Origin of the sequence: Microbacterium sp. Leaf159, from assembly GCF_001423615.1 — a bacterium.
Lineage (GTDB): Bacteria > Actinomycetota > Actinomycetes > Actinomycetales > Microbacteriaceae > Microbacterium.
The window spans coordinates 516950-535101 of record NZ_LMOU01000002.1 but is presented as its reverse complement, the minus strand read 5'-3'; the positions used below and the strand labels follow the sequence as shown (position 1 = coordinate 535101).

General features: G+C 69.1%; 18 protein-coding genes. 11 read left to right on the top strand and 7 right to left on the bottom strand.

Going from position 1 to position 18152, the window contains the following annotated elements; genetic code table 11:
• Positions 1-12 precede the first annotated feature (12 nt).
• Positions 13-1284, top strand: a complete 1272-nt coding sequence (locus tag ASF80_RS16220; protein WP_056313002.1) for a sensor histidine kinase — start codon at positions 13-15, stop codon at positions 1282-1284.
• Entirely contained in the window at positions 1281-1940 is a 660-nt protein-coding gene (locus ASF80_RS16215; RefSeq protein WP_056313001.1) for a response regulator, read from the top strand. The genes ASF80_RS16220 and ASF80_RS16215 overlap by 4 nt, the downstream gene beginning before the upstream one ends.
• A 10-nt stretch (positions 1941-1950) precedes the next feature.
• Here the strand turns inward: ASF80_RS16215 and ASF80_RS16210 are convergent, their stop codons facing one another.
• Together ASF80_RS16210 and ASF80_RS16205 are read right to left on the bottom strand one after the other, a co-directional pair.
• Positions 1951-3657, bottom strand: a complete 1707-nt coding sequence (locus tag ASF80_RS16210) for an ABC-F family ATP-binding cassette domain-containing protein (protein ID WP_056312999.1) — start codon at positions 3655-3657, stop codon at positions 1951-1953.
• A 347-nt stretch (positions 3658-4004) separates the two neighbouring features.
• Positions 4005-4670, bottom strand: a complete 666-nt coding sequence (locus ASF80_RS16205; protein WP_056312997.1) for an alpha/beta hydrolase — start codon at positions 4668-4670, stop codon at positions 4005-4007.
• A gap of 105 nt (positions 4671-4775) precedes the next feature.
• Between ASF80_RS16205 and ASF80_RS16200 the strand changes: the two genes are divergently transcribed.
• Complete coding sequence (locus tag ASF80_RS16200) at positions 4776-5378, top strand: DUF4916 domain-containing protein (protein ID WP_056312995.1); 603 nt, start codon at positions 4776-4778, stop codon at positions 5376-5378.
• A gap of 89 nt (positions 5379-5467) precedes the next feature.
• Here ASF80_RS16200 and ASF80_RS16195 read toward each other — a convergent pair whose 3' ends face one another.
• Positions 5468-6535: a threonine aldolase family protein gene (locus tag ASF80_RS16195; protein WP_056312993.1), complete on the bottom strand. Its 1068-nt coding sequence runs from the start codon at positions 6533-6535 to the stop codon at positions 5468-5470.
• 150 nt (positions 6536-6685) lie between these two features.
• Here ASF80_RS16195 and ASF80_RS16190 point away from each other — a divergent pair, with 150 nt between their 5' ends.
• The gene (locus ASF80_RS16190; protein ID WP_056312991.1) at positions 6686-8176 is read left to right on the top strand and encodes an MFS transporter; all 1491 of its coding nucleotides are present in this window, start codon (positions 6686-6688) and stop codon (positions 8174-8176) included.
• A gap of 79 nt (positions 8177-8255) precedes the next feature.
• On the opposite strand, the gene ASF80_RS16185 is transcribed toward ASF80_RS16190, so the two are convergent.
• Positions 8256-8897 (bottom strand): SDR family NAD(P)-dependent oxidoreductase, encoded by a 642-nt coding sequence (locus ASF80_RS16185; protein WP_056312989.1) that lies wholly within the window; start codon positions 8895-8897, stop codon positions 8256-8258.
• A 111-nt stretch (positions 8898-9008) separates the two neighbouring features.
• Entirely contained in the window at positions 9009-10448 is a 1440-nt protein-coding gene (locus ASF80_RS16180; protein WP_056312986.1) for a DUF6421 family protein, read from the bottom strand.
• 72 nt (positions 10449-10520) lie between these two features.
• Between ASF80_RS16180 and ASF80_RS16175 the strand changes: the two genes are divergently transcribed.
• From ASF80_RS16175 to ASF80_RS16160, 4 genes are all read left to right on the top strand, one after another.
• Entirely contained in the window at positions 10521-10991 is a 471-nt protein-coding gene (locus ASF80_RS16175; protein ID WP_056312984.1) for an Lrp/AsnC family transcriptional regulator, read from the top strand.
• Between the two features lie 95 nt (positions 10992-11086).
• Positions 11087-11377, top strand: coding sequence for a DUF4287 domain-containing protein (locus tag ASF80_RS16170; RefSeq protein ID WP_056312982.1), 291 nt, complete (start codon positions 11087-11089; stop codon positions 11375-11377).
• Between the two features lie 45 nt (positions 11378-11422).
• Complete coding sequence (locus ASF80_RS16165; RefSeq protein WP_200934832.1) at positions 11423-12070, top strand: dihydrofolate reductase family protein; 648 nt, start codon at positions 11423-11425, stop codon at positions 12068-12070.
• Between the two features lie 74 nt (positions 12071-12144).
• On the top strand, positions 12145-13122 hold the full coding sequence (locus tag ASF80_RS16160) for a 1,4-dihydroxy-2-naphthoate polyprenyltransferase (RefSeq protein ID WP_056312978.1): 978 nt from the start codon (positions 12145-12147) through the stop codon (positions 13120-13122).
• A 1-nt stretch (position 13123) separates the two neighbouring features.
• Here the strand turns inward: ASF80_RS16160 and ASF80_RS16155 are convergent, their stop codons facing one another.
• Together ASF80_RS16155 and ASF80_RS16150 are read right to left on the bottom strand one after the other, a co-directional pair.
• Entirely contained in the window at positions 13124-13432 is a 309-nt protein-coding gene (locus tag ASF80_RS16155; RefSeq protein ID WP_056312976.1) for a DUF4229 domain-containing protein, read from the bottom strand.
• Positions 13433-13469: 37 nt separating this feature from the next.
• On the bottom strand, positions 13470-14381 hold the full coding sequence (locus tag ASF80_RS16150; protein ID WP_056312974.1) for a hypothetical protein: 912 nt from the start codon (positions 14379-14381) through the stop codon (positions 13470-13472).
• Positions 14382-14536: 155 nt separating this feature from the next.
• On the opposite strand from ASF80_RS16150, the gene ASF80_RS16145 reads away from it, so the two are divergent.
• Genes ASF80_RS16145 through ASF80_RS16135 form a run of 3 tightly spaced genes read left to right on the top strand, consistent with a single transcriptional unit; the run spans position 14537 to position 18113 of the window.
• The gene (locus ASF80_RS16145; RefSeq protein ID WP_200934821.1) at positions 14537-15517 is read left to right on the top strand and encodes a glycosyltransferase family 2 protein; all 981 of its coding nucleotides are present in this window, start codon (positions 14537-14539) and stop codon (positions 15515-15517) included.
• The gene (locus tag ASF80_RS16140; protein WP_056312970.1) at positions 15514-16872 is read left to right on the top strand and encodes a polysialyltransferase family glycosyltransferase; all 1359 of its coding nucleotides are present in this window, start codon (positions 15514-15516) and stop codon (positions 16870-16872) included. The genes ASF80_RS16145 and ASF80_RS16140 overlap by 4 nt, the downstream gene beginning before the upstream one ends.
• Before the next feature lie 11 nt (positions 16873-16883).
• On the top strand, positions 16884-18113 hold the full coding sequence (locus ASF80_RS16135; RefSeq protein WP_082488467.1) for an acylneuraminate cytidylyltransferase: 1230 nt from the start codon (positions 16884-16886) through the stop codon (positions 18111-18113).
• The last annotated feature ends 39 nt before the right edge of the window (positions 18114-18152 follow it).

Sequence of the window (18152 nt, the reverse complement as noted above, 5' to 3'; positions counted from 1 at the left end):
TAGAGTCGTTGCATGGCAGAGTCACCGTCGGGCTCGGAGGCGACCGCCGCCCTCCCACGGCCCGCAGGAGCGGTCCGCCGCTTCTGGAACGGGCATCCCTGGCTCGTCGACTCCGTGGTGGCCGGTGTCTATCTGATCCTCGCGATGTTCGCGGCGGTGCTCACGCCCCTGTCGTCGGGTGTCTGGACACCGAGCGTCGACGTCGTGTTCCCGGCGGCAGCCGCGATCGTCGGCAGCGCCTCGCTGATGTTCCGGCGCCGCCACCCCTGGGCCGCAGTGGCGGTCTTCGGGGCGATCGCGGTCGTCTCGATCATCCTCGGCGTCGTCGCGGAACCCCTGGGGGCGGCGCTCGCGCTCTACGCGGTCTTCGTCTACCGATCGAGTCGCAGCGGCTGGATCGCCTTCAGCATCCTGACGCTCGTCGTCGCACTGCTCGTGCCGTTCGTGGATGGGCTGCTGCGCGACCGTCCTGCCTTCCCGTTCGGTCCGATCGACCTCATCTCCTTCGTCTTCCTGTTGATCGCGGCGTTGATGGGGATCACCGTGGGTGACCGGCGACGGTACATCGGGGCGATCGTCGATCGCGCGAATCAGCTCGCCCGTGAGCGCGATCAGCAGGCGCGGCTCGCGACACTCGCCGAGCGGGCCCGCATCACCCGCGAGATCCACGACGTCGTCGCGCACAGCCTGTCCGTGATGGTGTCGTTGGCGGACGGGGCCGGGGCGCTCGTGGAGAAGGATCCGCAGCGCTCCCGGAGCGCGATCGGCGAGATCGGCGACGTCGGGAGGCAATCCCTCGGAGAGATGCGTCAGCTTCTCGGCGCACTCGGAGATGATCCGCAGCCGGGGGAGGAGACCGATCCGCTCCGTCCGAATCCGGGCCTGCAGGAGATCCCGGCACTGGTCGAGACCTTCCGTTCGGCAGGGCTGCCGGTGTCCGTGCGCACGCTCGGGTCTCCTCCCGTCTCGCCCGCGCTCCAGAACGCGATCCACCGGATCGTGCAGGAGGCGCTCACCAATGCCCTCCGCTATGCGAGAGAGCCGCGCGAGGTCGTCGTCACCCTGGACTTCGCCGGATCCGACGTGGTGATCGACGTGACCGACGACGGGCAGCCCGGCCCCGCAGCGGTGTCGGTCGGTTCCGGCCGAGGGCTCATCGGCATCCGCGAGAGGGTGCGGCTCTACGAGGGCACGGTCGACACGGGGGCGATGCCGGGCGGCGGCTGGCGTGTGCGTGCCGTGATCCCCGAGCAGGGTGGACCCGAACAAGAGGAGCAGCGATGAACCCGCAGCCCATCCGAGTGCTGATCGTCGACGACCACGAGCTGATCCGACGCGGCATGCGCATGGTGTTCGACGCCGAATCCGAGATGCAGGTCGTCGGAGAGGCGGCTTCTGGCGCGGAAGCCGTGCATCTCGCGGCCGAACTGACTCCCGATGTGATCCTGATGGACATCCGGATGCCCGAGATGGACGGCATCGAGGCGACGCGACGCATCGTCCGCAGCTCTCCCGGCAGCCGGGTTCTGGTGCTCACGACATTCGATCTCGACGAGTACGCGTTCGGAAGCCTGCGCGCGGGAGCGAGCGGATTCCTGCTCAAGAACACGCCTCCGGCTCAACTGATGACCGCGATCCGCTCGATAGCCGCGGGGGATGCACTCGTCTCTCCGCGCGTCACCAGAGCGATGCTGGATCTCTTCGCCGCCCAGCTGCCCCGGGAGACGGAGCCGGACGACGAGCGGGTGAGCGTCCTGACCGATCGCGAGCAGGACGTCCTGCTCGCGATCGCGAAAGGGCTCAGTAACGCCGAGATCGGAGAGGCCCTCTTCGTGTCGGAATCGACGGTGAAGACCCACGTCGGCCGCATCCTGCACAAGCTCGATCTGCGCGACCGCGTGCAGGCGGTGATCTTCGCCTACGAGGCGGGGCTGGTCTGAGCCTCGCTCCTCACCCCGCATTCCTCAGTGCGCCCTCGCCGTCGACCTCGAGTGTGAGGTCCAGATCGAGCCTGGCGAGGAACGCGTCGTCGTGACTCACGACGAGCACCGCCCCGCGGTAGGCGCGCAACGCCTCGACGAGCTGATCCACGGTGTCGATGTCGAGGTTGTTCGTCGGCTCGTCGAGCACCACGAGATGCGGTGCCGGATCAGACAGCAGCAGTTTCGCCAGTGCCACCCGGAAGCGCTCGCCGCCGGACAGCGCGGCGACCGGCCTCTCGGCGGTGGCCCCTCTGATCAGGAACCTCGCCAGTCGGTTGCGCAGCTCCTTCTCGGGCACCTGAGGTGCGGCATCCGCGATGTTCTCGAACACCGACCGGTTCTCGTCGAGCCCGTCGACGCGCTGCGGCAGGTAGCCGATGCGATCGGTGAGAGCCGTCGCCGTCAGCTCCGGTCGTTCCGTGCTGGTCGACGGCTGTTCCGGATTCAGCAGGGATTCCTCGAGAGCACCCTCCGCGCCGCCATGCGGGCGGATCGGCGGCATCCGTGCTGAATCGTGAACGCCGCCGGCATCCGCCACGAGCCGTTCGAGCAACGTCGTCTTGCCCGCGCCGTTGCGCCCGATCAGCGCGACACGATCCGGGCCCTGGATGATCCACGACCGCTCGCCGTCGCCGATCGTGGCGATGCGACGACTGCGGGACACCTGCGGATCGGGCAGTTCGATCTTCATCGACGCGTCGGATCGCAGGCGTCGCCCGGCCTCGTCGAGAGCGGTGCGAGCGGCATCCTCCTTCGCGCCGACCTCTGTGCGGAGCTTTCCTGCCGACACCTCGGCCGCCATCTTGCGGCCGTGGGCGATGATCTTCGGCACCCGCTTCTCGATCTCGGCCTTCTTCGCCGTGCGCGAGCGGTGAGCGAGCTTCACCTCCGCCTCGATGCGCTGACGCTTCTCTTTGCGGAACTCCTGCTTCGCGGTGACCTCGGCCTGTCTCGCCGCCTCCTGCTCGGCATCCAACCAGGCCCGCCATTCGGAGTACGGTCCGCCGAAGACGCTCAGTGTCTGGGCGTAGAGCTCGGCGGTGTCATCCATGAGCTCGAGCAGTGTCAGATCATGGCTGACCACGATGAGCGTGCCCTTCCAGGACCTCACCATCGTCGCCAGCTTCGCGCGGGCGTCACGGTCGAGGTTGTTGGTCGGCTCGTCGAGCAGGGTGATCGGCGCGCGCCGAAGACGGATGCCCGCGATCGCGACGAGCACCGCCTCGCCGCCGGACAGTTCGCCGACCCTGCGGTCGAGGAACTCGGGGGCGAGGCCCGCTTCGGCCAGGGACATCTCGGCTCGTGCCTCGATGTCCCAGTCGTCGCCGACCGCATCGAAGTGCGCCTGATCGACATCGCCGGCGCCGATCGCCCTGACGGCGTCCAGGGGCACGGCGACTCCGAGGAGATCGGCGACCCTGCGATCGACGTCGAGCGTGAGCTGCTGCGGCAGATAGGCGACCTCGCCGGTCGCCGCGAGCACCCCCGAGGTCGGGGTAAGCTCGCCCGCCATCAGCCGCAGCAGCGTGGACTTGCCTGCACCGTTGCGGCCGACGAGTCCGGTGCGACCCGTGCCGAAGGATCCGGACACGGCGTCGAGCGCGGGGGTGCCGTCGGGCCAGGTGAACGTGAGACGGTCGAGAGTGACCGCGGAGTGAAGAGTGGGGACTGACATGGTGTCTCCTGTCGAGTGCGAGGGTGCACTGACACCGGTCGCCCGGGGCCCCGTCTGAGCGGGGATGCCGTCGCGAAGGACGGGGGCGATGGTCTGCCGTGGAGTCGGCGATCGTCGGGTCAGCGCGCGGAATAATGAGCGCGGAGGCGACGGATCAGATCAAAGGACTTCCAGACACGGCGGACAGGACTCCACGACGATACCCGGGCGTGTCGGGGTTTCGCAACCCCGGGGCGTGTCGTGGTTCTGATCGCTCCGAGGTGCAGCTCAGGTCTTCGCTTCGCGGCTCAGCTCTTTGCTTTGCGGCTCAGCTCTTCGCTTCGCGGCTCAGCTCTTTGCTTTGCGGCTCAGTTCTTTGCTTTGCGGCTCAGCCACTTCGTGAGGAAGGCGTGCACGTCGCCGAGCTCGTCTTCGGAGATGCTGTGCGTGAGGCCGGTGTAGACGCGCCCCGACAGCTCGGAGTGCGTGGGCAGCCACTGTGCGGTGTGCACGACTCGGGCCTCGGGGATCACCTGGTCGTTCGTGCCCCGACCCCAGAACACATGGGGTTTCCGCTCGGTCAGGGACTCGTCGTTCGGCAGCTCTCCTGAGGCGACGTATCCGCTGAGTGCCACGACGGTGTCGACCCGTTCGGGGGCGAGGCGCATGGCCTGGAGGGCGACGGCAGCGCCCTGCGAGAAGCCGAGGAGAGCCACGGCCGGTGCAGCGTGCGCGGCCTCGTCGAGCCAGTGCAGGAACGCCTCGGCGGCAGCGGTCACCGAGTCCGAGCTGCGTCCGTCGAGTCCCTCGATCGCGTACCAGGATCGGCCGGGCATCGGCCACGGGGGTGAGAGAGGGGCGGCGACGGATGCCACGGCGACGCCGTCCGGCAGATACGGCGTCAGCCCGAAGAGGTCGTGCTCGTCGGCTCCATAGCCGTGCAGCAGCACCAGCAGCGGCATCCCTGCCCGATCCGCGGTGGACCAGCGGGTGAGGGTGCCGTCGATCGTCAGTTCTTCGCTCACCTGCACCATCCTGCCAGCGGGGGCGGACACGCGCCCGGTCGGCCGGAGAATCGTATGCCGGTGAGGGATGTCAAGTCAGTGTCGGGTCGAAGGTGCGGCTGGTAGAAAGGACACATGGCCGTCCGCACACCTGATCCCGACCCCGAGCCCGACGACGGGATCGAGGGCTTCGGCGCCGCTCAGCCCCCTGCTCGAGACACGAACCCGGGCTGGCTGAGCGAGTTCGAGCTCGAAGAAGCGCGTCGTCACCTGCCGATGCTCTACGTCGAGGCGATCCCGGTGCGCACCGACGGATCGGGGCAGGTGACCGAGATCGGCATCCTGCTGCGCTCCACCCCGATGGGCGAGATGACTCGCACGATCGTGTCGGGGCGCGTGCGCTTCGGCGAGACGATCCGTGACGCGCTGTTCCGCCACGTCGAGAACGACCTGGGACCCATGGCGTTCCCGCTGCTGCCGCCGCAGCCGCTGCCGTTCACAGTCGCCGAGTACTTCCCGATCCCCGGCGTCAGCGCCTACCACGACGACCGGCAGCACGCCGTCTCACTCGCGTTCGTGGTGCCGGTGACGGGCACGTGCGAGCCGCGTCAGGACGCGCTCGAGGTCACCTGGTTCTCGGCGGAGGCCGCAGGGTCTGACGCGGTGGCCGCCGAGATGGAGGGCGGGCGCGGCACGCTCATCCGTCTGGCGCTGGCCAACCTCGGGCTGCTGCGTTAGCCGCCGGCCCACCGCATACGCGAGAGACCCACCGTCACGACTGCTGACGGTGGGTCTCTTCGTGTGTCGCGGGCGCCGCGACCGGATTCTCAGCGCGAGGTGAGACGCGCGAGCTCGGCGACGAACTCGTCGACGTCGGACTCCTCGGTGTCGAACCCGCACATCCAGCGGACCTCGTTGCGAGCGGCATCCCAGTCGTAGAAACGGAACGACTCGCGCAGCTGGTCGGCGACTCCCGCGGGCAGCTGCGCGAAGACGCCGTTCGCCTGGGTCGGCTGCGTGAACGAGACGCCGTTGATCGCGCCGTCGGCGATGCCGGTCTCGATGGTGCCGCGCAGACGCTGGGCCATCGCGTTCGCGTGCCGGGCGTTGCGCAGCCACAGGTCGCCCTCGAGCAGCGCGATCAGCTGTGCCGACACGAAGCGCATCTTCGACGACAGCTGCATGTTGAACTTGCGCGAGTACTGCAGGCCGTTCGATGCCTCGGGGTTCAGCACCACGATGGCCTCGCCGAGCATGGCGCCGTTCTTGGTGCCTCCGAAGCTCAGCACGTCGACGCCGGCGTCGCGGGTGAACGCGCGCAGCGGCACGTCGAGGGCGGCTGCCGCGTTCGAGATCCGCGCTCCGTCGAGGTGCAGGGTCATGCCGCGCTCGTGCGCGTGGTCGGCCAGTGCACGGATCTCGTCGACCGAGTACAGGGTGCCGAGCTCGGTCGACTGCGTGATCGAGACCACGAGCGGCTGCGCGCGGTGCTCGTCGCCCCAGCCCCAGGCCTCGCGGTCGACGAGCTCGGGGGTGAGTTTGCCGTCGTCGGTCGGCACGGCGAGGATCTTGAAGCCGCCGATCTTCTCGGGGGCACCGCCCTCGTCGACGTTGATGTGCGCGGAGGATGCCGCGACCACGGCGCCCCACCGGGGCAGCATCGACTGCAGGCCGGTGACGTTGGCACCGGTGCCGTTGAACACCGGGAACGCCTGGACGCCGTCGCCGAAGTGCGCGCGGAAGACCTCCTGCAGGCGCTCGGTGTAGGCATCCTCGCCGTATGCGACCTGATGGCCGCCGTTCGCCGCCGCGATGGCCGCGAGGACCTCGGGGTGGACGCCGGAATAGTTATCGCTGGCGAAGCCCCGGACCGCGGGGTCATGCTGAATAGTCACCGGACAAGCCTACGGGGGCAATGCGGTCCCGATCTGCGGAGCGCGTCCGATCTGCGGACTGCTCCGCCCGTGTCGTCCGCAGTTCGGGGCCGAGTCCGCGGATCGGGACTGCCCTACCGAATGTCGGATGCTCCGCCTACCCTCGAACTCATGGAGCGCACCGCAGCGAAGACCGCCTTCGCGAACGTCCTCGTCAACACGCTCATCGCGAACGTGACGACGAGCTTCCTGTGGTTCGCCCTCACGTTCTGGGTCTACATCGAGACGCAATCGGTGCTCGCGACCGGTGTCATCGGCGGCGCGTACATGCTGTTCATCGCCTTCTTCGCGATGATCTTCGGCACGATCGTCGACCGCAACCGCAAGCACACGGTGATGCTGCTCTCGAGCGTCATCTCGGCCGCCGCGTTCCTGGTCGCCGGAGTGCTCTACGTCTGGCAGCCCGAGGCGGCGCTGCTCGACCTCGGCGGCCCGTGGTTCTGGGTGTTCTCGGCCGTCATCCTGTTCGGCGGCGTCATCGAGCAGCTGCGCAACATCGCGCTCTCGACCACCGTCACCCTTCTCGTGCCCGAAGACCGCCGTGCCAACGCCAACGGCCTCGTCGGCACCGTGCAGGGCCTCGCGTTCCTCGTGACGAGCGTGTTCTCCGGCCTGTCGATCGGGTTCCTCGGCATGGGGTGGACGCTCGCGATCGCCATCGGCGCCATGGTGCTCACATTCGTGCACCTGCTCTTCATCCGCATCCCCGAGGGTGCCCCGAAGCCCGACCCCGATGCCACGAGCGCGCTCGACTTCCGCGGCAGCGTGAAGGCCATCCGGCTCGCGCCGGGGCTCTTCGCGCTCATCATCTTCTCGACCTTCAACAACCTCATCGGCGGCGTCTACATGGCGCTGATGGATCCCTACGGCCTCACCCTGTTCGATGCCCAGATGTGGGGCTTCGCGCTCGCCTTCGCCTCGACGGGCTTCCTGATCGGCGGCGGCCTGGTCGCGAAGTTCGGCCTCGGCGCCAAACCCATGCGCACGCTGCTGCTCGTCGTGATCGCGATGGGGCTTCTCGGGTCGGTGTTCATGCTGCGCGAGTGGTGGCCGCTGTATGTGATCGGCATGTGGATCTACATGGCGCTCGTTCCCCCTGTCGAGGCAGCCGAGCAGACGATCATCCAGAAGGTCGTCCGCTACGACCGACAGGGCCGGGTGTTCGGAGTGGCCGCCGCGATGGAGGCCGCGGCCGCACCGATCACGGCGTTCCTGATCGCGCCGATCGCCGAGTTCCTGATCATCCCGTACATGAGGACCGACGCCGGTCAGCGGCAGTGGGAGTGGCTGCTCGGCGAGGGAGAGGCCAGGGGCATCGCCCTGATCTGCCTGTTCGCCGGAATCATCATGGTGATCGCGGGAACACTGGCGTTCTTCACCAAGTCCTACCGCAAGCTCACACAGCTCTACGCGAATGCGCCGGAGCAGGATCCGAACGGTGAGGATGCAGGCGAGACGGATCCCACGGAACCGGACGAGGATGCGGAGGCGGGCGCCGACGCGGACTCCGATGCCGATGCGCACGACGACGACGGGCGGCTCGTGGAGTCGCCGCCGCCGGTGCGCGGTCTGCCGCCCGAGATCCCGGAGGCGCGACGCTGACCGAGCGTTGACGCTGACCGGGCGTTGACGCTGACCGGGCGTTGACGCTGACCGGTGCTGTCGGTCGTGCCCGAGGGGTTCAGTCGAGCGTGATGATCTGGTCGTTGAGGGCGGCAGCGTCGTCGTCCCACAGTGCCAGGACCCGCGGCACGAGGGAGGCCGGATCGAGAGCCTTCGCACGGAAGACGACGGATGCCGCGCGCAGCGGCTCCCCGGCGTCCCGTGCGGCCTTCGCGAAGCCCTGCGCGACCGCGCGGGTCCACGCCTCGCTCGCCGCTTTCACCGCCGCATAGTTCGCGCCACCCGCGAGAGGGCGACCGACCGCGGTCGACGACACGATCGTGAATCGGCCGGCATCCGAGGCGCGCAGCGCGCTGTCGAACGCCCGGCTGGTCGCTCTGACCGCTTCGAGGGCGGGAAGGAGGGCGGCGAAGTCGGCATCGGTCTGCCCAGCGAGCCCTCCGCCGCCGCGCCATCCGCCGACCAGGGGAATCACGGCGTCGACGGCGCCCAGCCGCGCGGCCAGATCCGTCATCGAGTCGAGGGAGGTGGCATCCGCCACCTCGACCTCGGCGCCGATCGCTCGCAGCGGTTCCAGCCGTTCGGCGGACCGGCCGGTCGCCACCAGCCGAGCGCCCGCCTCGATGAGGGCGCGTGCGAGGGCGAGGCCGGAGTCGCTGGTGGCTCCGGCGAGGACGATCGTGCGATCCGTGACGGTCATGTGCTCAACTCTCGTGAAGAAACAGTTCTGCGGCCACCCCGGGCAGGAATGGCCGCAGACGCTGCGTCCGGTCGCACCACACGACCGGACCCCAGAAATGCGCGATTCGAGTCAGTCGTCGGTGCCCCGGATGCCGACGGTCGACTCGATGACCGTCTTCATCTTCTTGTCGAGGGTCTCGAAGAACATCGACAGCGGGAACTCGTCGTCCATCACGGCATCCGTGTACCCCTTCGGCGCGCCGGCGAGGATCTCGTCGGGCAGGCCCCGGGCCCACTGCGATGCCGGGTGCGGTGTCAGCGTTCCGCGCACGAGCTCGAACGCGGCGAGCCAGTGAGCGACCTTGGGGCGGTCGATCGAGTGCCAGTACAGGTCGTCGATCGCATCGCCCAGGGCCACGACGGCATCCGGCACGTTGTCCCAGTCGAATGCGAGAGCGGTGTCGGTCCAGTGCAGCACTCCACGCTGGTGCAGCCAGGCGAACAGCAGCTGTCCGCCGACGGCGTCGTAGTTGCGCGTGCGGGTGCCGGTGATCGAGAAACGGAAGATCCGGTCGAAGATCACCGCGTACTGCACGAGGTGCGCATAGTCATGCATCTCCTGCTCGGTCTCGGTGAGCTCCTCACCCGCGGCGATACGGGCCGCGAGGGCGCGCTCGATGTTCACCGACTCGCGGAACGCCGTCATGTCGCAGCGCATCTCCTCGAGCGAGTAGAGGAAGAACGGCATCCGCTGCTTGATCATGAACGGGTCGAAGGGCAGGTCGCCGCGCATGTGGGTGCGATCGTGGATGATGTCCCACATGACGAAGGTCTTCTCGGCCACCTGCTGGTCGTCGAGCATCGCGCTCGCGCGCTCCGGCAGGTCGAGGTTGGTGATCGCGGCGGCGGCACGGGTGACCCGGCGGTAGCGGGCGGCCTCGCGGTCCTGGAAGATCGCGCCCCACGTGAACGACGGGATCTCGCGCATCGCGACGGTCTCGGGGAACAGCACGGCCGAGTTGGTGTCGTAGCCGGGCGTGAAGTCGACCAGGCGCAGCGAGACGAACAGCTTGTTGCCGTAGTCGCCGGCCTCGAGGGCGGCGATGAACTCCGGCCAGATCGTCTCGACGATGAGCGCCTCGACGAGTCGGTCGCTCGAGCCGTTCTGCGTGTACATCGGGAAGACGACCAGATGACGGATGCCGTCGACACGGTGCTGCTGCGGCTGGAAGGCCATGAGCGAATCGAGGAAGTCCGGCACGCCGAAGCCCTCTGAGACCCAGCGGTCGAAGTCGACCACTGAGGCGGCGAGGTACTCGGCGTCGTGCGGGAAGGCGGGGGCGAGAGCGCGAATGCCGGCGGTGATCGCGGCGACGAGCTCACGGGCGGCGGCGTGGTGCGCGGCATCCGGGATGGAGCCGTCCTTGATCTGCATCTCGCGGATCGCGATGGCGGCGTCCTTGAGCTGCGCCCAGGCGGCGCTCTGCTCGGCGATCGATGCGTCCTCGACGACCTCGGGTTCGCCGACGATGGCCTGAACAGCGGTGCTGTGGGCGGAAATGATGGACATCGGGACCTCCGATCGGAGAGTTTGACGGAAAGATTCCGGCATATACGGAATCCTGACGATAATCTTACATCCATGGATGATTCTGTCGACCGCGCGATCTTGGCCGCGATCTCTCGAGACGGCCGGGCGACTCTGTCTCAGCTGTCGGACGCCGTGGGCCTGTCGGTATCGGCTGTGCAGTCGCGACTCCGTCGCCTCGAGACCCGCGGGGTCATCACCGGATACCGGGCGATCCTCGACCCCGAGCTCGTCGGCACCCCTCTCTCGGCGTTCATCGAGATCACCCCTCTCGACCCCGCCCAACCCGACAACGCCCCTGAGCTTCTCGAGCACCTCGACGCGATCGAGGCGTGCCACTCGATCGCCGGCGACGCGAGCTACATGCTGTTCGTGCGGGTCGCCTCGCCCCGTGCGCTCGAAGAGCTCGTCCGCGACATCCGCCTGGCCGCGAACGTGAGCACCCGCACCACGGTCGTGCTGCAGACCTACTACGAGCACCGGCCGATCATCGCCGTCGCACCGGAGCCGTCCGTCGAGTCCTGATCGCACTCTGGATGAACGGCGTCGCGCGGGCCATACTGTGACAGATCTCTCGTCGCAGAGGGTCCCACCGCCAACGCACACTCCCAGGAGCATCCATGTCCTTCCAGGCATACCTCGACAAGGTCGAGACCCAGACCGGCCTCACCCCTCGGCAGTTCATCGAGCTCGCCAAGGAGCAGGGGTTCGACGAGACCACGAAGTCGACGGTGGTGCTCAACTGGCTCAAGGAGGAGTACAGCCTCGGACACGGCCACGCGCAGGCGATGGTGCACGTGATCCTCAAAGGACCGAAGATCAGCGACAAGCACGTCGGCAAGGGCGGCGCGCACGGCGATGCGTCCGACACCCTCTGGCTCGACGGCAAAGACAGCAACCCGAACGCCTGACCCGAACACCTGATCGCATCACCCGGCAGCTGTAGAAGAGAGAGCATCATGGCAGTCCGCGTCGACCTCAACGTCTCCCTCGACGGATTCGCGACCACCACCGATCAGACACCCGAGAAGCCGTTCGGGGACGACTGGCCGCGTCTGGTCGCGGCGTATGCCGCCACGCGCACATTCCGCACCCGTGTGCTGGGCGACGACTCGGGTGCCGGCACGACGGGGGTCGACGAGAAGTACGCCCACGCGTACTTCGAAGGCATCGGCGCTGAGATCATGGGAGCGGGCATGTTCGGGCTGCACCAGAATCCGGATGACCCGGAGTGGCGTGGCTGGTGGGGTGACGAGCCGCCCTTCCATGTGCCGGTCTTCGTTCTCACGCACACTCGCCGCGACTCGATCGAGTTCGCGAACGGCACGGTCTTCCACTTCGTCGATGCGGCGCCGGAAGAGATCCTGCCGCGCGCGATCGAGGCGGCCGGCAGCGACGACGTGCGCATCGGCGGAGGCATCGACGTCGTGAGGCAGTTCCTGCGTGCGGGGCTGGTCGACCGGGTGCACCTCGCCGTCGCACCGCTCGTGCTGGGCAGTGGCGAGCGCATCTGGGACGGCCTCCGGGGCATCGAGAACGGCTACGACGTCGCGTCGGAGGTCGCCGAGTCCGGCGTCACGCATCTGACCTTCCGCCGCGACTGACAGCCGCGACCGCACAGGCGTTCATCGGGCGGATCGCACAGGCGTCCATCGGGCGCCCCAGTAGGATTCCCTGCGTGGCAGCATCCTCGAAGCGCAAGAAGAATCAGACCCGTGTGAGCGGCAACCCCGCGAAGCGGGCGAGTGGCAACCCGGCCCAGCGACCCGTCATCGAGGCGGGACCCGTCACGGTCGGCGACTGGATCGGCGCCGCCCGAGTGCGCACGCTTCCGCTCGCGATCGCGCCGGTCGTCATCGGCACCGGTGCCGCGCGCAGCACGGGTCCGGAGTTCCACTGGGTCATCGCCCTCGCGTGCCTCGCGGTCGCGGTGCTGCTGCAGATCGGTGTCAACTTCGCGAACGACTACAGCGACGGCATCCGCGGCACGGATGCCGTGCGCGTCGGCCCCGCCCGTCTCACGGCGTCCGGCCGAGTGAAGCCCCGCACCGTGCTCGTCATCGCGCTCGTGTTCTTCGCCCTCGCCGCGGCGGTCGGCGTCGCGATCGTCATCCGCACGGAGCAGTGGTGGATGCTGGCGATCGGCGCGGCCTGCATCATCGCCGCCTGGTTCTACACCGGGGGCAAGCGCCCCTACGGCTACAACGCTCTCGGCGAGGTCTTCGTCTTCATCTTCTTCGGGCTGGTCGCGACGCTGGGCACCACCTGGGTGCAGGCCTTCGAGTTGCCGCAGCAGGCCTGGCTCGGAGCCATCGCCGCAGGTCTGTTCGCCTGTGCCGTGCTGCTCGCCAACAACCTGCGCGACATCGACCAGGACCGTGTGGTCGGCAAGCGCACCCTGACGGTCCTGATCGGCAAGCGTGCGACGCAGGTGCTGTTCACGCTGTTCGTGCTGGCGCCCTTCGGCATCCTGGCGTTCATCGCGCTGCTGTACCCGATCGCCTGGATCGGATTGCTGGCGCTGCTCTCGGGGCTCCCGGCGATCCTGATCGTCTGGACATACCGTCAGGCGAAGGAACTGGTCATAGCGCTGGCGCTGACCTCGCTGACCGCGCTGCTCTACGCCGGCGCGTTCTTCTGGGCCCTCGCCGGCTGAGTCAGTCTTCGCGGCGGGTGACGGTGTCGCCAGCTGCGGACCCGTCGATCGCCTCGTCTTCGGCATCCGCGTCGGCCTGCTCGGCCTCGCTGCGTCCGCCCCGACGCTCGACCAGCCGCGCCGATGCGTCGGTCAGCGGTGCGCGCAGGAAGAGCATCGAGATGCTGACGCCGATGAGGGCGGCGAAGATCGCGGCCAGCCACCAGAACTCGCGGAAGATCGGGAAGAAGAACCACAGGATCGCGAGCGGCACGAGGAATGCCAGCAGTCGGAGCACGGTGTAGACGAGGAAAGGTGCGCGGTTCTTCACCCGGACAGTCTACGTTCGCGACCTGAGGCGTCTGCTGTCAGCCGTCCGAGCGCTGTCCGTCGCCGAGGCCGAGCGAGGCGAACGGGATGCCCCGCACCACTCGACGCCACGGATGCTCACCGAGCGACCACAGCAGCTTCGCGTCAAGATCGAGGGCGAGGTCTTCGCATCCGACCGGGAGAGGCACCCGGTCGCGCACAAGGGCGTCGCGGTCGCCGGTCCACAGGATGCCTGGATGCATGCGGTCGGATTGCGAGACGAAGTGCCGGTCGCCCCAGCGCACTGCGCCCTGCATGTGGCGGATGCCGGGGGTGAAGCGGCCCTCCTCGTGGAAGCCCTCGTCGTCGGACTCCGGGATGGAGAACTCCGCGACGCGCCCCTGGTCGTCCTTCGTGTACTCGCCGATCAGGACGCGGCGGAGCGGTGTGCCGTCGTCATCGAACACGCGACCGAGGTACGAGCAGCGGATGTCGACGGGATGCACGCGGGTGCGCACCGCGACGAGTGCGGTGGCGCGCACGCCCCGACCACCGGCACCCGCGAGGCGTCGTGCGTCGGTGCCTCGGACGCGGCGGATGCGGGCGAGGTCGAACTCCCAGATGCCCTTGCCGGTCGCGGCGACGAAGAGGCGGTCGTCGAACCAGGCAAGGCCGCCGGCATGGATCCGCGCGGGCTGCAGCTCGCCGTCCTCTTCGATCGCGAGCAGCACGTCGAGGTGGCGTGACCGGTCGAGGTCGACGAAAGCGACCCGCGAGGCCAGGTGGTGCCCGTCGAGCTGCTGACGGAACCAGCTCACGGCGAGCGTGCGCCGGCCGTGCCACAGTCCGAGGTCGATGCCCTGCGGGTACCAGCGGCGCGTCCACGTGCGCGCGCTCAGCCAGCGCAGGTCCACGGTGCCGCGACGCTTCTGCCGCACCGGGCGCCATGTCGTTCCGAACGGCCAGAGCATTGACCCATCGTCGCCGATCGCCGACCGAGGCGCGAATCCGCCGTGCCCGCGCTCAGCGGACGCATCGGGCCGCGTCACCGCCCGTTCACCCTCAGGTCCCCGATCGGCAACGATCGCCTGCGACCATGCCGAGACCGTCGACCCGGGGGAGTTCCGTGCGCACACCGCTCGTCACCGTCATCCTGCCCGCCAAGGACGCGGGCGCGTACATCGGCACGACACTCGAGACGCTGACCCGCCAGTTCGACGATCCGGCGGCGCTCAAGCTCGTCGCGATCGACGACGGATCCCGAGACGACACCGGCACGCTGATGCGGCGCTACGCCGAGCGCTTCCCGCACTCGACGGTCATCGAGAATCCGCAGCCCCTGGGGCTCGCGAACGCTCGCAATCAGGGACTCGCGCACGTCGAGGGCGATGCCTTCTGCTTCCTCGACGGAGACGACTGGATGCAGCCGCAGCGGCTCGACGTGCTGACGCGTCGCCTGCGCGACCTGGACTGCGACTTCCTGCGCACGGATCACGTGACCGTGAAGGCCGGTGTGCGCACGCTCGCGCCGGCCCCGTATCCGTGGCGCGAGCGAGTGGGCTCGCCGCGTGAGGCGATCCTGCCCGAGAACGAGCCGACCATGGTCGACTACCCCTTCGCGTGGGCGGGCCTCCTGCACCGCCGGCTGATCGACGAGGGTCTCGCCGCGTTCACCCCCGGACTCTTCACCGCCGAGGACCGCCCATGGATCTGGCGCCTGCACCTGCGGGCCCGCTCTTTCGCGGTGGTCGATGCCCCCGCTCTGCTCTATCGCCGAGGGGTGTCGACCTCGCTCACGCAGGTGCGCGATCGGCGGCAGCTCGACTTCGTCCGCGCCATGGATGAGGTGCTCGACATCGCGGCAGCGGATGCCGAGGCCGACCGCTTCCTGCCGAAGGCGGTGTGGACCGTGCTGGCGCTGAGTTCGCGGCACCTCGTGCGGGCGCGGCGGATGACGCCGTCGCTGCGCGCGGAGATGCGCGCGGGCATCCGCGGACTGCTCGCACGGTTGCCCGAGACCGAATCTGCAGCGGTGCTGGCGCGACTCGACGGCCCGCGGCGGCGCGTGCTCGCCCCGTTGCTGCGCACGGTCGGTCGTGCCGCATGACCCAGCTCTTCGCGCTGCACAGCGCCTACGGGCTCGCGACGGCCGCGGCCGCGCTCGACGAGGGACTCCTCGGAGAACACGGCGAGCGCATCCTCGTGCCGTTCGTGTCGTCGCGGGTTCCGGAGACGTCGGTGGGCATCCTCGCCGACCCCGCGCTCTCGAGTCTTCGGGATCGGTTCGACCGGGTCGAGGATCTGAGCGCGCTGCTCGGTCCGCTGCATCCGAGCTCATGGAAGCCGGCGGCCGCCGACATGCCGCTGCTACGCAGGTTGTTCAGCCGCACCTGGAGCCTCGACGGCGACGACCTCGAGGTGCTGGTGCAGAGCCCGCAGGTCGCCCCCGCTCGCACCCTGATGATGCTGTTCCCGCACGCCCGGCTCACGATCATCGGCGACGGGCTGATGACCTACTCGCCGATGCGGGTGCGCCTGCCGCACACGGTGACCGCCCGGATCGGCCGCGTCGTGCACGCCGACGTCGTGCCGGGGGTGACGCCGCTGGTCGGTTCTCCCACCGCGACGCCGGTGCCGGTCTCTCCTCTGCTCTTCCGCGCGGTGCTCGCCGAGACGGCAACGGGTGTGGATGACACGAACGGTCTCGTCAGCACGCTCAAGGGAGAGCCGACCGTGCTCGTCCTCGGCCAGTACCTGTCGGCACTCGGGCTCGTGAGCGAGAGCGAGGAAGTGGCGCTGCAGGTGCGCATGATCGACCGGGCCGCGGAGCTCGGGCCCGCGCACATCGTCTTCAAGCCGCATCCTGCCGCGCCACCTCGGCTGAGCGACGCGCTGCGCGATCGGGCGGCGGTGCGCGGGGCCGTCTTCCACGAATACCGGGGCGCGCTCGCCGCTGAGATGCTGGCCGAGCGGATCGACGCGCGCGCCGTCGTCGCCGGATTCTCGACTGCTCTGCCCACGGTGCAGGCGGTGTTCGGCACGGAGATCGAGGCAGTCGGTGCCGACACCGTGGTCTCTCGGCTGGCCCCGTATGAGAACAGCAATCGCGTTCCCGCGACGATCGTCGATGCGCTCACCCGGCGGGACTCGCGATTTCGGGAGCCCGAGCGGATGCAGCTGCTGATCGACGCGGTCGGCTACGCGATGCAGCCGGTCGTCGCCGGACACCTGCGGGCGCGCGCGGAGGAGCTGCTGACGAGCATCCGTCCCTCCGATCGCGACAGGTACTTCGCTTCTGAGCGGCTGTCGGAGCTGCGTCTGCCGGGGGCGCCGCCGGAGACCGCGGTGCGCCGTGCGCTGCGTCCGGCCGGCGGAATCGGTCGAGTCGAACAGGCACGGCTGACGGCGCTCGGCGCGCGGCGACGGATCGGGCGCGCGTGGCGCGCACTCAGGGGACGGTGAGGTTGACGACCATGAACACGAACACGGACGAGAACCACGAGGGCGAGAACCACGAGGGTGAGAACCACGACCATGTCGCACCCCGGGTGGTCGCGATCATCCCGGCGCGGGGTGGCTCGAAGGGCGTGCCTCGCAAGAACGTGCGACGGGTCGGCGGCGTACCGCTGATCGAGCGGGCCGTGCGCAGTGCGCAGGCAGCCGAGGGCGTCGACCTGGTGGTCGTCTCGACCGACGACGACGAGATCGCCGCGGTGAGCGCGGCTGCGGGGGCGCGGGTCGTGCGGCGGCCCGCCGGGATATCCGGTGACACCGCGTCATCCGAGAGCGCGATCCTGCACGCGCTCGACGAACTCGACAGGTCGGGTGACGGGGCCGACGTGGTGGCCTTCCTGCAGGCGACGTCGCCGTTCATCCCCAGTGGCGTGCTCGCGGATGCCGTGCGCGAGGTGCGCGCAGGCAGCGCGGACAGTGTGTTCTCGGCGCACGAGACGTACGGGTTCCTGTGGGCGCGCACCGACGCGGAGCAGACGGATGCCGGGGCGGCCGTGGCGCTGAACCACGACGCGACCCACCGGCCGCGGCGCCAGGACCGCGAGCCGCACTTCCTCGAGACGGGCGCGTTCTACGTGTTCCGGGCCGACGGCTTCCGCGAGGCGAAGCATCGCTTCTTCGGACGCATCCGCATCGCCGAGGTGCCCGAGTGGACGGCCATCGAGATCGACGACGAACAGCAGCTGCGGATCGCGCGGGCGCTCGCCGCCCTGCACGAGACACCCGAGCGGATTCCGGTGCGGGCGATCGTGACCGACTTCGACGGGGTGCACACCGACGACACCGCGAGCGTCGATGCCGACGGCGTCGAACGCGTGCGGGTCAGCCGGGAGGACGGCATGGGGGTCTCGCTGCTGCGCCGGGCCGGCATCCCGATGCTCATCCTCTCGACCGAGGTGAACCCGGTCGTGCGCGCGCGGGCCGAGAAGCTCCGTGTGCCGGTGCTGCACGGTATCGACGACAAGGAGTCGGCTCTGCGCGGGTGGGCGGAGGAGAACGGCATCCCGCTCGCCGAGATCGCGTATCTCGGCAACGACGTCAACGACCTGCCGGCGCTGCGCATCGTCGGCTGGCCCATCGCCGTCGCGAACGCGCATCCGCTCGTCCTCGAAGCTGCCCGCGTCGTGCTGGGCCGAACCGGCGGGCACGGGGCCGTGCGCGAGCTGATCGAACGGGTGTTGCCGGCCTGACCGACTCCGGTAACCCTCCTGTCGCACGCAGTTCACCCC